Origin of the sequence: Dyella thailandensis (assembly GCF_050749815.1) — a bacterium.
GTDB lineage: Bacteria > Pseudomonadota > Gammaproteobacteria > Xanthomonadales > Rhodanobacteraceae > Dyella_A.
Window position 1 is genome coordinate 1,795,734 of sequence record NZ_CP192735.1, and the last position, 13,495, is coordinate 1,809,228.

Sequence of the window (13,495 nt, forward strand, 5' to 3'; positions counted from 1 at the left end):
CGGGCGATGCTCTTTGCTTCGATCCAGCATCAAAGCCAGAGCATCGCCCGCGAGCGGGCTCCTACAAGGGGTGGGTCGACGGACGTCCGTGGATAGCCCCACGGCGATCGGAAAGCCTGGCCCACTTCGACATTCATCACGGCATTGAACAGTTCGTCGATAGCCTCGATTGCGTCGCACGGCGCGCACGCGCCCTCAAGCCGAGCGCGGAGCATGGGAATGCTGGGCCGACTGGCGACGATTGGGCCGGCGACGCGCCCGTGCATGCGCCGGAATGCTTCACGAGCGCTGCGAAAGCGCTCCATCTCCCCTACTCCAGGAATCATTTCTTCGATCGACTCGGCCACCGCCAGACCGGATCGCTGAGCACCTCGGCGAAGTAGTTGGCCACCGCTTCCACCTTGGCCGGTCGATGGCGGGTGGTTGGCGACACGAAGTACAGGCCGCCGCCGGGTTGCTGCCAGTCCGCCAGCAGCGGAAGCAGACGGCCATCGCGCAGGTACTCGGCGGCCATGAACTCGGGCAGCGCGGCAACGGCCTGGCCGGCCAGCAGCACCGGCAGCAGCGCCTCTGAGTTGGTGGCGCGCAGCCGCCCCATCGGATGGATCACTTCTTCCTTGCGCCCGTTGCGAAAACGCCACGCGTCACTTCCGGCGCGAAACGCGTAGGCAAGGCAATGAGAAGGGTCGAGGTCACGCGGGTGTTTGGGCGTGCCGTAGCGCTTGACGTAAGCGGGTGCCGCCACGGTGAACCGCGACACCTTGCACAGCAGTCGTGCAGCCAGCGAGGAATCGGGCAGCGCCGCGATGCGCAGTGCGGCATCGAATCCATCACCCACGACATCCACCACCGCATCGGACAGATGCAGATCGACAGATAGATCCGGATAGCGATCGAGCAGCGCCGGGAGCAACGGGGCGACCCAGTGCACGCCGAAAGTCATCGGCACGGCGAGACGCACCGTCCCGCGCGGGGAGGCGGACTGGTCCCGCGCCAGCGCCTCGGCCTCCTCCGCATCACGGTAGAGCTGCGTCGCCCGCCCCAGCAGGCTGGTGCCGAAAGCGGTCAGCGCGAGCTGGCGCGACGTGCGATTGAACACGCGCGCCCCCAGCCGCTTTTCCAACCGGGCGATTCCGCGCGAAAGCGTGGGCACCGAGAGATCGAGCTCGCGCGCCGCGGCCCGGAAGGAGCGGCACTCGGCGACCTTGGCGAACAGGGCAAGTCCTTCGAAGTCCGGCAGCTTGGACATGTCATTTTTGAAACGATGGTTTTCATTTGATTCTATTTAGTTACATAGTCGCCGTCGATACTCTTTCGCCATCAGTCACTCACCCATGAGGTTCTGCCATGTCACGCAAGCTCGATAACAAGATCGCAGTGGTCACCGGCGGAAGCACCGGCATCGGCCTGGAAACCGCCCGCCAGTTCGCCCTGGAAGGCGCCACCGTCTACATCACCGGTCGCCGCAAGGCAGAGCTCGAAGCCGCCGCGGCCTCCATCGGCGCGCAGGCCATCGCCGTGCAGGTGGACTCGGCCAAGCTCGGCGACCTGCAGCACTTGGTCGACCGCATCAAGGGCGAACACGGGCGTGTGGACGTGCTGTTCGTCAACGCCGGTGGCGGCTCCATGCTGCCGCTGGGGGCGATCACCGAGGAGCAGTTCGACGACACCTTCAACCGCAACGTCAAGGGCACCCTGTTCACCGTGCAGACCCTGCTGCCCATCCTGGGCGAAGGCGCCTCCGTGATCCTGACCGGCTCGACCGCTGCGTCCACCGGCACGCCTGCCTTCAGCGTCTACGGCGCGTCGAAGGCCGCCGTGCGGTCATTCGTGCGCAACTGGATTCTCGACGTCGACAAGAGCCGCAGGATCCGCTTCAACACGCTGAGCCCCGGCCCCACGCGCACCCCGGGCCTGGTCGACCTCGCCGGCCCGGATGCGGCCCAGCAGCAGGGCCTGCTCGACGCCCTCGCCGCGCAGGTGCCGCTGGGCCGCGTCGGTGAGCCGGTCGAGATCGCGCGCGCGGCCGTGTTCCTTGCCTCTGACGACGCCAGCTTCGTCAACGGCACCGAGCTCTTTGTCGATGGTGGTATGGCGCAGGTGTAATCGCTGGAAGGGGCCGTGGCCGAGCCGGGCCACGCCCCCCTTCGATGCTCACGGCCGGTAGGGAACGCCCAGATGCGTTTCGGCCTGTAGCACGCCTCCACAGTGGTAGATGCCGTGTTCGGCCACGGTCATCAGATACAAGGTGCCGTAGCCACTGCCTCCGTTCACCAGCGGCGGCGCCCAGTCGTGAAAGTGGTGCCAGACGTAGCCGGCCGGCGTCTGGTTGTAGCCAGCGATGGCGTTGGCCAAGGCAAAGTCGCCCGCACGGCCGCCTGTATAGGCGATATGCACCACGCGCCGGTAGTGGGTTCCCGGATTCAGGCCAGGCCGCTGCTGGCCGGCGATGGCGAACATCTCGATGTAGGGCTGGATTTCGCCGGGCGTGTAGTACCGGGTCTTCTTCCGTATCCGCTTGCCAAGCTGGATGTTCTCGCGCTCGATGCCTTTGCGCTTGAGCCAGTCCCTGCGGGCACGGTTCTTGAAAAGCATCGCGCCGGTCTTGGAGCGCGTCTGGATCTGTCTCATGTCGGCTCGTTCCTGAGATGGACGGGTCTTCCTATCCGCCGGGCTGCACATCGCGAGCTCGGCCGGTATTTGGCTTAGCTGAGGTGACGTCGTCGAAGCCCTCTTTGCATCATTGCGTTAAACCGCGCCGGATCGTGTCACGGGCTCGAGCCTGGTAACGCAGCTCAAGATCCAGAACAGCGCGGCCTTCGTTGTTGCGCACGATCGCGGCCACTTCAAACGCACAGCCCGCGCGGCCTGTCCCAGCAGCGGGCTTCACTCGCGCCAGCTTCTCGAGCCGTCCTTGCGTTCGGCGTACGCGCCCGCTTAAAGATGCCGCCGCACCGCGGCCGACGCGACGGGCATGGGCGCATCCTCGTCCGCAGCCACGCAAGCGTTGCGCCCGCGCTGCTTAGCCACATACAGCGCCGCATCGGCGCGGGCGAAGAGATCGTCGATGTCGTAGCCGCGCTCCGGATCGGCCTGCGCCACGCCCAGGCTGAGGGTGAGACCGGGAATGGGCGGATCGGCGATCGGCGCACGCGCGGCGACGGCCTGACGAAGGGTGTCGGCAAGGATGAGCGCCTGCGCGGCGGTCTGGCCCGGACAGGCCACCATGAACTCGTCGCCGCCGAAGCGACCGAGCATGTCGTCGCTTACCAGATGCTCGCGCGCCACACCCACCACCAGGGCGAGCGCCTTGTCGCCCACCAGGTGGCCTTGGCGATCGTTGATCTGCTTGAAGTGGTCCAGGTCGAACACGATCAGGCTCAACGGCAGGTTGTACTTGGCCAGATGATCGATGCGGTCGCGTAGTTCCACGCCGAATGCCTGCCGATTGAGCACGCCAGTCAACGGATCGTGCATGGAAAGGTGCTGCAACTGCTCCGACTTGCGCTGCAGGTGGCTGTGCGCCGACTTGAGCACGCGCTGCTGGCGCGCCAGCCGCTCGGCTTCATCACGCAAATGCTGGCCACGACGCCACGCCGTCCACCACGCCAGCAGCACCCCGCCGAGTGCCAGCAACCACAACCAGGTCAACGAGCGACTCGGCGGCGCCGGCGTTTGCATCGACTGCTCCGGCACCACCGTCTGCGCCGGAGCGGTGGATGCCGCGGCAGGCTTCGCGGGGGCGGACGCGGCAGACGCCGTCCGCATCGGTGCGACATCGTCGTCTGCGGCGGGAGGTGCCGCCGGCGTGGCGATAGGCGGCGCCGCTGCGGAGATCGGCGCTACGGTGGGCAGGACGTCAGCCGGTGCCGGCCGCGGCGTCGGGTCGGTTCGTTGGAACGGGCGTGGCGGCGGCGGGCGCGGAGGGGGTGGCGGCCTTCCGAAGCGGCCATCGGGAGGCGGCATACCGGCTGGCGGCGGCCTGCCATCGGGCGACGGATAACGCGGCTCGCCACGCTGCGCCCGAGCGGCGCCGACGCCGGCACACACCAGCGCAGCCAGTACCAGCGCACCGGCCAATCGACGCATTGCTTTGGACTCCCCTGAAGAACGGCGAGATGGTAGCCGGCCGACCTCTTCCATGGCCATGGTCCAGTCAGGGGCAGAACGCACTTCACCTGGCGCTCGGTCAGCCCTCAACGTGAACTCCGGGCTCAGTTTCGCTGACCGCGTAAAGTCGGCCTGCCACGGCATGCTCAAGGCTGAGCGGAAAGTCGAAGCTCACCGCTGCTTTCGCACGCCTGACTGAATGGGCCACGTTCCTGCGCATTACATGAATGCCCAGAGCGACTCCAACGCTGCAGAGGTTCGCCCATGTCCAGGCCCGACCACGCCTATATCCGTGCCCAAGCCTTGAAATTCGTGTCCGTCGAAAGAGGCTCGTGCGACCAGGTCAGCGACGAGCTGTGCACGGCCGCACTGTTCTGGAGCAACGCACCGCGAAGGTGCTACCCGATCCATGCACTGGTCCGGGGCGACTACGCGCAGAACCACATCGCGATGGCCGCCCTCTGGACTGGCGACGCCGACGACAACCGGCTCATCGTCGACCCGAGCATCGCGCAGTTCGGCGGCGACCCGCGCGTGTTCATCGGCACTGCTGAGGAATGGCTGGCCGAGCTCAGCCGGCTACACAGCGGTGCACCCGCGGAGCTCGACCCTGGCGGGCGCAATTTCAACTCGGCCTGGATGCACGAAATGTCTGAAGCCAAGACAGCGGCAGTCCACCAGGAGCAGCGCCGCTCGTCCCGCGTGAGCCAGGACAGCCACATGGCCGACACACTCAAAAAGACCAAACCGTGCTGCGGTTGCGTAGTGATGTGAGCACCGCGCTTCAGTGCCTCCACTGGCCGTATCAACGGGGGACCATGGCCAGCCTCCGATCAGGGCACCTGGACCACGGAGGGCAAGCGTTCGCAAATCGGTTCAATTAGCCATGCTCCGCTCGTCCCTTTTGTTCGACGCGGCGTCGATTTCAGCAGGCATCATTCGTCGTGGAGGGGGCGGCGCTCGACGTGGCCGCCAACCCGGCCGGTCGGGCCGGCCGGAACCACCCTCGCCTTCATCCGTCAGGAGCCATACACGATGCGGTACATGATGTTCATCAAACACCCCAAGGACTACGACTTCAGCGAAGTCCCGCCTGCGCTGTTCGAGGCAATGGGCGGATTCATCGCGGAGTACGCACAAAAGGGGATGTTCATCGACGGGGCCGGGCTGCAACCCCTCGCAAAGGGAACGCGCGTGCGCCTTGCCGACGGCAAGGTGACCGTGACCGACGGTCCGTTTACCGAGGCCAAGGAAGTCGTGGGCGGATACTCTCTGATTGAAGCCCCCACGCACGCCGATGCCGTCGCGCTGGCCACGAAGTTCATGGAACTGCACCGCACTTATTGGCCCGGGTTCGAGGGCGAGTCCGAGGTTCGCCCGCTGCAGGAATAACGGCCCCCGGGCCAAGGGGCGCGGATAAAACGACTTCCGTCAGCCAAGAATGAGGGACGGTTCGCTTCCGGGCGAAGTGAACCTTCCCCCTTAAGCGAATGGGGCCTGGCCCGGGATAGGGAGCTTGTCTCCGTTCCAAAGAACGGCGTCCGTCAACCCAGGGCCAGTTCCTCCACCCACGCTATTCATGCGCTCTCAAAAACGCGAGAACGCGCTTCCAGCTTTCCTTGCGCGCCAATACGAGACCGTCTGGGGTACCGCCGCCGAAGCCGGCGTCCTCTTTTGCGGAGGCGGGTGTCGGCGGGAGGCCGAAAGCGAAATGGCCGCCGGTGGGGTAGTCGATCACCGAGACCACCGCGGCACCTTCACGACGCAGCCGGGCCGCAAGCGCACGGGCCATGGCGGTCGATGGCCATACCTGGTCCTGCTCGCTGGAAATAAGCAGAACCGATGCGGCCATGCCTTTGCCTTCGACATGGTCGGCCGCCAGCGCCTGCGGGTGACTTTGGGTATACAGGTCGAGCAGCCCGCGGCAGCGCGCGCACGGCTGGAAGGGCACATAGGCCAGCGGCACGCCGCGGAAACTCCAGGAACTGGCCGGCGCGCCGCCCGAACGATCGATCCCCTGCCAGACCACATCAGACGGCGACGCGGCCACCACGACGCGCAGGCGCGGCTCGCGCGCAGCGAGCCCGAGTGCGGCCTCCGCGCCTTTGGAAAGCCCGACTACGCCCAGGTGGCCGCGCTCGACGGACGACAACGCCTGCAGGTAGTCGACGGCCTGCTGGAACCGCTCGAGCGGGATGTTCGCCAACGTCTTGGGCAAACCCGGTCCGTTGAAATAGCTCTGCGCCAGGGTCACAAACCCTTCCTCGGCCAACTTTCGCGCCACGCCGCGCGCCCACTCACGGCCGCCCTCGGCGCCGCCCAGGACGAGCAGTGCCGGGTGCTTGTTGCCATGGGCGGGTACGTAGAGCGTGGCGGACAGCTTCGCAGTCTCCACCTCGCTGGCCCGCACCTCCGTTGCGTGTGCCACGACGCTGCTGCCGCCTAGCGCAAGCGCAAGCGCGAATCGCGCGACCCAACCCAATCCGCGGACTGACATGTAGCTCTCCTTTGGTGTCATCGGGCCTCGGTGAAGGCCATGCTTGATCTGGTGCGAGCACGGTGGTGATCAGGGGGGCCGGGGCTACGCGTGCCGGGGTTCGTCCGATCGGGGCGAACCGATCCACCAGAAGAGACGGCGCCGGCCATGCCGGTTGCAATGCATCCGCCCTTACTGATCCGTTTCCAGCAGCTACCTGCCCGCCGGTCTACAGCACGCGTGGGCCCTACCCAACCTTGCGACGTGCACCTTGGACATGGCCGATGGAGTACGACAAACCGCCTCGGTCGCCGCGATCGCCCCTCCACCGGTGCTCAACCCGATGGCGCTATCGGTAGCAGACGAGGTGAAACCTCAGAGCTCACTTCGTTCGGTTGTCCGCACCGCCCCTGCTCGCTTCACGTGAAGTGCGCGCGGGCGGCGCGAAGCTTGGTGGCGATGCCCCAGCCCGCCAAGCACAACGGCGCGTAGCAGCTTGGCCCCAGCGCGCTTGACGCGAAGCGAGGGCGTTTCCACCGCGCGCACTTCCATCCCGGTAACCGCTGTCGCCATGACCTCACTCCGCTTCTTCCCGGCCGGCCTGATCCTGCTTCTCGCCAGTGCGGTCGCAGGGCTGCTCCTCGCGCTCTATGCGTACTTCGCTCCGCTGACCGGTGTGACGGGCACCTTGGGGGCGCTCGCGGTCAGCATGGCCTGTGCCGTGCTGGCCGCCATGGCGCTGGCGCTGGGTGCGGTGAGAAAACATGCGGCGCGGATCGCGCTGCGCGTGTTGATCGTGCTGCTGCTGTTGGCGACATGCTTCGCCGCCCTGCTGCTCCATCGATGGGGGATCTGCGTGGCGATGGGCGCGGGCTTTGTCGGCTTGGTAATGGAGTTGCTGCGTTCCGCTGGCACGCACCATAGCGCACACGCATGAGGAGTCGAACGTTGCTCACGGTGAAGATCTCCCCGGCAAGACTCGCGGCAGCGGCGGGCGTCGCACTGCTGCTGACGGCAGGTTGCGTATCGCTGCGCGCCCAGCCGCCCTCCGCGCCTAAGGAAGCCGGCAGCGCAGCGGCCGGTGAAACATCGAACAACGCGGCGCAAGCCACCTGGGATAGCTTCCACGGCCAGCTCAACGCGCAGAAGTACAGCCCGCTCACGCAGATCACCGCGGCCAACGTGCAGCACCTTCAGAAGGTGTGGGAGTACCACACCGGGGATATGTCCGACGGCAGCGGCAAGATGCCGGCCACGGTGTGGTCGGCCACACCAATCTTTGCCAACGACACGATCTACATCGGTACGCCGTTCTATCGGCTGATCGCGCTGGACCCCGGCACTGGCAAGGTGAAGTGGAGTTTCGACACGCATACGCCGCTCAAGGCGACCACGCAGCCAGCGCTGAAGAACCGCGGCGTGGCGTACTGGGCCGCAAAAAATCCGGTGCCGGGCATGCCGTGCCAGAAGATCGTCTACATGGGCACGATGGATGCGCGGCTGTTCGCGCTGGATGCCGACACCGGCAAGAAGTGCACGGGCTTTGCCGACCATGGCGTGCTCGACGTCAATCGATGGAACACCACGCACGACAAGTGGCCGCTGTCACTGCTGCAACCGCCCACGGTGGTGGGCGATCACCTTATTCTCGGCTGGGCGGGCAAGGACTGGGCGTATGAGCACGCGCCGCCGGGCACCGTGTGGTCGATCAATGCGCGCACGGGCGAGCGCGAGTGGACTTTCGAAGCACTGACGCCCGAGATGCGCCAGCACAGTGGCACCGCCAACGTGTGGACGCAGATGTCCGCCGACCCGAAGCTCGGCCTGGTGTACGTGCCCGTGTCGTCGCCATCGCCCAACTTCTGGGGTGGCAACCGTACCGAGGACGCGCCCCTGGCCACCTCGACCACGGCACTGGATGTGGAAACCGGCAAGGTGGTCTGGTCGCGGCAATGGGTGCATCACGATGTGTGGGACTACGACGTGGATTCCGCGCCCACGCTGGTGGACATCACGGTCGACGGCAAACCGATCCCCGCGCTGATCCAGGCGACCAAGATGGGCTTTCTGTTCGTGGTCAACCGCAAGACCGGCGAGGATGTGTGGCCGATCGAGGAGCGGCCGGTGCCCGGCGGCGATGGCTCGGTGAAGGGTGAGCACCTGTCGCCCACGCAGCCGTTCCCGACCCGGCCCAAGCCCCTGCTCGATCAGTCGAAGAAACCCGAGGTCTGGACGCTCGCCGACGTGGTCGGCGCCGGCCAGTGCTCGCGCCTGTGGAACAAGCTGGAATACCACGGCATGTACACGCCGCCCACCACGCGCGGCGAAGGCACGCTGGCCTTTCCCGACAGCGCCGGTGCCGTGCAGTGGGGCGGTGTGGCGTTCGACCCGGTGAGCCAGACCGCCGTGGTCAACACCTCGCGCCTGGTGCAGTACATCAAGCTCTACGATCGCGCGGCCTACGAAAAAGCCCACAAGGGCTCGGGCAACGAGTCGGGTTTTTACCCACAGAAGGGCGCGCCCTACGGCATGCGCCTGGAGGTGGCGCGCAACTGGCTCGGCATGCCGTGCTGGAAACCGCCGTACGGCGAGCTGGTCGCGCTGGACATGCACACCGGCGAGGTCAAATGGCGCCGGCCCGTGGGCGCTTCCCAGCAATACGGCTTCTTCATGCCGGAGCGCTGGGGCTCGCCCACCATCGGCGGCCCGGCCGTCACCGCCGGCGGCGTCATCTTCATCGGCGCCTCGATGGACGCCAAGGTGCGCGCCTATTCGCTGGCGACCGGCAAGGAGCTCTGGTCCAATCAGGCCCAGGCCCCCGCGGTCGCCAATCCCGCCGTGTACGAATACAAGGGGCGCGAATATGTGGCGTTCGTGGCGGGCGGCAACACCATCCTGAAGGATCAGGTGGGCGACCAGATCGTGGTGTATGCGTTGCCGCGGGATTAGCCGCCCGAGGTCGGATCCAACTTTCCGTGTGCTCTGACGCGCCTTCCGCTTTAAACAGCGGGACGATTTACCGTCTGCGGTGGTTCCCTTTTATTGCCAATGATGTGCCAATTGACGGGTGTTGGATCAGACAACAGAATCCTTAGCGCTTCCGCAGCAAGAGGTTGCGGACGCCACACACGGAGCACAGGGGGAAATCATGAGGAAGATCATTTACGCGCCGCTGGTCGCGGCGCTTCTTTCCGGCTGCGCCTCGATCGGCAACCCGGTCAGCGTCACCACGCCATCTCAGATCGACACAGCCTTTGTCACTGATGCCACCAAGCCGGACAACTATCCTGGCTATCTCGCCGGTGAGGGAAATATCTACAGCTGCCGCTTCGGCATACACATGGAGTCGAAAGCGGAATTCAACCCGCCCAAAGCGCAGATCTTTGCCTCACTGTTGGCCCAGGACCGTCCGGAAATCAGCACGCACCACGTCGTGCTGCAGCGCTTTGATGTCTATCAGAACCAGCGCCTGAAAATGCTTAACAAGGTGGGCTCCATGGAAGGCGGCTATATCGGTTACCGCCTGGCGAAAGCCGGCCTGGTCAACGCCAATCTTTACACCTTCAAGCGCCTGATCGTCGACGCAGACCCGATGACTAAGCGGGGAAAGAACGAACATCAAGTCGGATGCGACGACCGCAAGGAAGGCGAGTACTACTCCTCTGAAATAAGCGGCGGTCACGATGTCATCGTGACCTGGCTGATCTTCAGCGTGGACGGGAAAAGTTACACGTTCCGCACCTTCTACCAGTACCAGCCTGCGTCGAAGAACGAAATCGCCGCGGGCATCAGTAATGCGATACACGACACGGTCGACGCGGTCGCCCAGCGCATCGCGATCTAGCCCAACAATCCATGGTCGATCGCGGCCGGGCCAACCCCGGCCGCAAAGCGTGAGCCGAGCGCCCCGGATCGCCAACACGCGCAAAAAGCCAGCAATGCGGAAAAGAGGACGTGGCCAATTAGGAGCGCGCCTACCGGCAACGGTTACACCCGCCGACAGATCGCTCCCCCGCTCTACCTCGCCCTGGGGAACAACCTCGCCGTGCGCCCATGCCTATCGCCAGTGGTTGAACGCCGGCATCACGCCCGACGACCTGCAGCGCCCGCGCACATATGCCGCCAGGCAAGCGCGCTGGGCGATGAGCGCTCCCAGCACATTGTGGAGATGACGCGCGATTGCCCAGCCACCTGCCGCCTGCCGGTCCCGCGGTCGCCCCGGCAAACCAGCCTTCGCTAGCCGATTAATCAGCCACGTCCTTTTTAGTTAAACTTCTTTCCACCCTATGGGAATACCTCGTCGCCCGCCGGTAATGTGACGTGCAGGGCGAGCTCCCAATGCCTACCTACATCGTTGCTTTCCCACAGCAAACCGGCCTCGTCGGAGACGTAGATGAACTGGCCGTCACGAGACCGAAAGAAATGATTAAGGCCTCTTGGTGCATCCACGCCTCGTTGCCAACTACGACCATCGTCCGTGTAGGCCATCGTCGGCCGATCGAAGGCCCCTGACTGATATGCGGTGGCGCCGTGCGAAGCATCGATCATGAAGGGTAGCGTCATGAAACGGGGGAAGTCAGACGACTGCCAGGTCTTACCGAAATCGTGGCTTTCATAAGGACTGAAGGCAAAGCTCGCCGTGCATCGGCAGCGAAGCACACCATCGTCGCTAGCTGAGAACGCCATGACGGAACCGGGTAAGCCCCGCTCCTCAGAAGTTCCCGTCGATACGTGGTAAAGCGCGAGCCGCTTGGACGGTAGCGTGGTCACGTATGTGTCACCGATAAGTGCCGATTCTGGACGCACGTTCCTCATGCCGGTCCAGACGGCAAACTCCAGTCGATGGGACGCGACCTGTTTCCAGTGCCCGGAGCGAACGTCGCCCCTGTAGATCAAGACATCGTTTTCTCTGACAAGAGTGAGAAGCACCTCCGGCCCGATCGCCACAACATGTGCGATCTGCCCGAAAGGCAGATCGCCGCGGACCGAGCGCCAGTCGACTCCGCCATCAGCAGAGCGCAATAACGTCGACTCATCGCCTGCAGCAAGCCACGATCCATCTGGCAGCACAGCTGTCGTCGCCAGCGCCACGTTATAGCCGGTGTAATGCGATTCGGCCTGAGATTGTCCACGGTGCCACGAACGCACCACGCCCACCCTACTTCCGAAGATCCAGGCGCCATCGGGTGCCTGCGAAGGACCCAGTAATCCGTAGGCATTGTCAAGCGCATACTGTGTTACGGCCTCTTGCGCCGCCGGCAGGGTGCTGTCCTTCCAACCCGCCAGAGAGCGCACTTCTAATGCCCCAAGCTCGGGAAAACTTTCTCGAAGTATTTCCCCGATGTCCTCCTGCTTGCCGCCGAATACTGGAATCATTAACGAGTTGTACTGGTCCCTACCCCCTGTCTGAGCAATCACACCGAGATAGGTCAGGTGACCCGGTGTAATAACAAATCGCCCAAAACGCGATTCGTGTGGCGCCAGCAGATAGCGCTTGTTGCACTCCCCCTCGGGCTTTTCCCCGGCACCGATCGCTGGGAATTCATATGTACCTGCGGGCAGCGCACCACCCCACCAGGAGCCGGCTGACTGCCCCAAAAAGTTCACCCGAAGCGAGTAGCAGCGGATACTGCTATCGCTAGCGTCCGGTACCCGACGCACCGTGACCTGCCCCCAGAAAACGTCGTTTCGGATAGGTAGATTCTCTAGGACCTTCAGCAGCACCCCTCCCTCACCGTTCGCGGGAGCCACGTGAGCCCGCGAAGGCTGTTGGATGCAACCGCCAAGACACAGTGCCGCCGCCGTTACGGTAGCGGCAATCAGGCCCCGTAAGACGCGGACCATGCTACTGGCCCGTACGCAGGCATCGCTATTGAACATTCTCACTTCCCCCTTTTCGGATCCATCCGGCGCCGCTCCGTTCGCCACGCTACGGCGCGTCGTAGTACAGCCTAGCCAAAGGTGATTTTTCAGAAAAGCAGCACTCACGCCTCACCATTGGATAAGAAACCTGCCCCTCTGACAAGTAGTCACGCCACTTGATTACTTCGAATACAGATCAAACCCATAGACATGCGAACCACATTCATTCATTGAATCAAGCTATCTAGCATCTACATGACGGCTTCGCTTGGAGGCAAGAGGCGTAGATCAAGGAGAACGGCACGGTAGCCGGATTTAACTAGCCACGCCGCCCCCTTTATTAGCCCGAATTTAATTAGCCACATCCTCGTCTATTCGATATTCGCTTGCCCTTTTACTCCGCTGAACACCACTGACTCTCGCAGGGCACGCCGTCCCCGTCGCCATCCATCCGCGTGCCTGGGCACTGCTTGAGGAAGAACTTGGCCTCGGCGCATGAGTTCATCTGCGGGCATCGCGTGCGACCGTCGCAGCGGAAGGGTGAGGCCGTCGGCGGCTCGACGCTTCGTGCAGCATGCGGGTGCGGTATTGCCGGCGGCTCGTGATTCCCGCTGAATTGCTGGTAGCCGTACCAACCAACCGCGATCAGCAAAAGCAAAGTGACCAGCGAACCGAGGACGCTGCTCCGGTGTGCAGCCGCCGGCTGCCGCATGCGCCGCGGCGGCGAGCCGCTGCCGCACCGCATGACGCGCACCGCCCGCTTCTTGCCTGCCTCGCGCGCGTCGATTTCGAACGAAACGAGCTCACCGACAGCCGGCCGCGCGCCGCCCCGCGGGAAGGCCGAAATGTGCACGAAGACCCTTTCGCCGCTTCCCGACAACTCGATGAAGCCGAAGCCTCGATCGTCGTTCCAGGCTGCAAGGGTGCCGTGGGTTCTCCTGACTCGATTCATTTCCTTATCCGCATGGTTTAGCCCCTCAGCTGGCTTGACGCGCGCTCCCACCAGGAACACCGGAATCAGAGCCGGCTTCCTACGTCGCTCGTTCC

At 64.4% G+C, this 13,495-nt stretch carries 12 protein-coding genes; 6 read left to right on the top strand and 6 right to left on the bottom strand.

The window, feature by feature from the left end; translation table 11 throughout:
• Nucleotides 1–322 precede the first annotated feature (322 nt).
• Nucleotides 323–1,249: a LysR family transcriptional regulator gene (locus ACQVBX_RS08365; RefSeq protein WP_431637855.1), complete on the bottom strand. Its 927-nt coding sequence runs from the start codon at nucleotides 1,247–1,249 to the stop codon at nucleotides 323–325.
• 98 nt (nucleotides 1,250–1,347) lie between these two features.
• On the opposite strand from ACQVBX_RS08365, the gene ACQVBX_RS08370 reads away from it, so the two are divergent.
• A complete protein-coding gene (locus tag ACQVBX_RS08370) occupies nucleotides 1,348–2,106 on the top strand; it encodes an SDR family oxidoreductase (protein ID WP_431637857.1) in 759 nt (252 codons plus the stop codon).
• A 48-nt stretch (nucleotides 2,107–2,154) separates the two neighbouring features.
• Here ACQVBX_RS08370 and ACQVBX_RS08375 read toward each other — a convergent pair whose 3' ends face one another.
• Both ACQVBX_RS08375 and ACQVBX_RS08380 read right to left on the bottom strand, forming a co-directional pair.
• Nucleotides 2,155–2,631: a hypothetical protein gene (locus ACQVBX_RS08375; protein ID WP_431637859.1), complete on the bottom strand. Its 477-nt coding sequence runs from the start codon at nucleotides 2,629–2,631 to the stop codon at nucleotides 2,155–2,157.
• Between the two features lie 306 nt (nucleotides 2,632–2,937).
• Nucleotides 2,938–4,143, bottom strand: coding sequence for a GGDEF domain-containing protein (locus ACQVBX_RS08380; protein ID WP_431637862.1), 1,206 nt, complete (start codon nucleotides 4,141–4,143; stop codon nucleotides 2,938–2,940).
• Between the two features lie 231 nt (nucleotides 4,144–4,374).
• Between ACQVBX_RS08380 and ACQVBX_RS08385 the strand changes: the two genes are divergently transcribed.
• Together ACQVBX_RS08385 and ACQVBX_RS08390 are read left to right on the top strand one after the other, a co-directional pair.
• A complete protein-coding gene (locus tag ACQVBX_RS08385; RefSeq protein WP_431637865.1) occupies nucleotides 4,375–4,884 on the top strand; it encodes a hypothetical protein in 510 nt (169 codons plus the stop codon).
• Between the two features lie 270 nt (nucleotides 4,885–5,154).
• Nucleotides 5,155–5,502 (top strand): YciI family protein, encoded by a 348-nt coding sequence (locus tag ACQVBX_RS08390; RefSeq protein ID WP_431637868.1) that lies wholly within the window; start codon nucleotides 5,155–5,157, stop codon nucleotides 5,500–5,502.
• 181 nt (nucleotides 5,503–5,683) lie between these two features.
• Here ACQVBX_RS08390 and ACQVBX_RS08395 read toward each other — a convergent pair whose 3' ends face one another.
• Nucleotides 5,684–6,607 carry an acyl-CoA thioester hydrolase/BAAT C-terminal domain-containing protein gene (locus ACQVBX_RS08395; RefSeq protein WP_431637870.1) on the bottom strand — a complete coding sequence of 308 codons (924 nt, stop codon included), beginning with the start codon at nucleotides 6,605–6,607 and terminating at the stop codon, nucleotides 5,684–5,686.
• Between the two features lie 550 nt (nucleotides 6,608–7,157).
• Here ACQVBX_RS08395 and ACQVBX_RS08400 point away from each other — a divergent pair.
• The 3 genes from ACQVBX_RS08400 to ACQVBX_RS08410 all read left to right on the top strand — a co-directional run bounded on the left by ACQVBX_RS08400 (nucleotide 7,158) and on the right by ACQVBX_RS08410 (nucleotide 10,430).
• On the top strand, nucleotides 7,158–7,523 hold the full coding sequence (locus tag ACQVBX_RS08400; protein WP_431637872.1) for a hypothetical protein: 366 nt from the start codon (nucleotides 7,158–7,160) through the stop codon (nucleotides 7,521–7,523).
• Complete coding sequence (locus ACQVBX_RS08405) at nucleotides 7,520–9,535, top strand: pyrroloquinoline quinone-dependent dehydrogenase (RefSeq protein ID WP_431637874.1); 2,016 nt, start codon at nucleotides 7,520–7,522, stop codon at nucleotides 9,533–9,535. The genes ACQVBX_RS08400 and ACQVBX_RS08405 overlap by 4 nt, the downstream gene beginning before the upstream one ends.
• 199 nt (nucleotides 9,536–9,734) lie before the next feature.
• Nucleotides 9,735–10,430, top strand: a complete 696-nt coding sequence (locus ACQVBX_RS08410; protein WP_431637876.1) for a hypothetical protein — start codon at nucleotides 9,735–9,737, stop codon at nucleotides 10,428–10,430.
• 440 nt (nucleotides 10,431–10,870) lie between these two features.
• Here the strand turns inward: ACQVBX_RS08410 and ACQVBX_RS08415 are convergent, their stop codons facing one another.
• Together ACQVBX_RS08415 and ACQVBX_RS08420 are read right to left on the bottom strand one after the other, a co-directional pair.
• Nucleotides 10,871–12,310, bottom strand: coding sequence for a hypothetical protein (locus tag ACQVBX_RS08415; RefSeq protein ID WP_431637879.1), 1,440 nt, complete (start codon nucleotides 12,308–12,310; stop codon nucleotides 10,871–10,873).
• Nucleotides 12,311–12,842: 532 nt separating this feature from the next.
• The gene (locus tag ACQVBX_RS08420; protein WP_431637881.1) at nucleotides 12,843–13,400 is read right to left on the bottom strand and encodes a cold shock domain-containing protein; all 558 of its coding nucleotides are present in this window, start codon (nucleotides 13,398–13,400) and stop codon (nucleotides 12,843–12,845) included.
• Nucleotides 13,401–13,495: the final 95 nt, after the last annotated feature.

Coding starts and splice junctions, on each gene's coding strand:
- ACQVBX_RS08365 (WP_431637855.1), bottom strand. CDS start 1,249: ATGTCCAAGCTGCCGGACTTCGAAGGACTTGCCCTGTTCGCCAAGGTC.
- ACQVBX_RS08370 (WP_431637857.1), top strand. CDS start 1,348: ATGTCACGCAAGCTCGATAACAAGATCGCAGTGGTCACCGGCGGAAGC.
- ACQVBX_RS08375 (WP_431637859.1), bottom strand. CDS start 2,631: ATGAGACAGATCCAGACGCGCTCCAAGACCGGCGCGATGCTTTTCAAG.
- ACQVBX_RS08380 (WP_431637862.1), bottom strand. CDS start 4,143: ATGGAAGAGGTCGGCCGGCTACCATCTCGCCGTTCTTCAGGGGAGTCC.
- ACQVBX_RS08385 (WP_431637865.1), top strand. CDS start 4,375: ATGTCCAGGCCCGACCACGCCTATATCCGTGCCCAAGCCTTGAAATTC.
- ACQVBX_RS08390 (WP_431637868.1), top strand. CDS start 5,155: ATGATGTTCATCAAACACCCCAAGGACTACGACTTCAGCGAAGTCCCG.
- ACQVBX_RS08395 (WP_431637870.1), bottom strand. CDS start 6,607: ATGTCAGTCCGCGGATTGGGTTGGGTCGCGCGATTCGCGCTTGCGCTT.
- ACQVBX_RS08400 (WP_431637872.1), top strand. CDS start 7,158: ATGACCTCACTCCGCTTCTTCCCGGCCGGCCTGATCCTGCTTCTCGCC.
- ACQVBX_RS08405 (WP_431637874.1), top strand. CDS start 7,520: ATGAGGAGTCGAACGTTGCTCACGGTGAAGATCTCCCCGGCAAGACTC.
- ACQVBX_RS08410 (WP_431637876.1), top strand. CDS start 9,735: ATGAGGAAGATCATTTACGCGCCGCTGGTCGCGGCGCTTCTTTCCGGC.
- ACQVBX_RS08420 (WP_431637881.1), bottom strand. CDS start 13,400: ATGAATCGAGTCAGGAGAACCCACGGCACCCTTGCAGCCTGGAACGAC.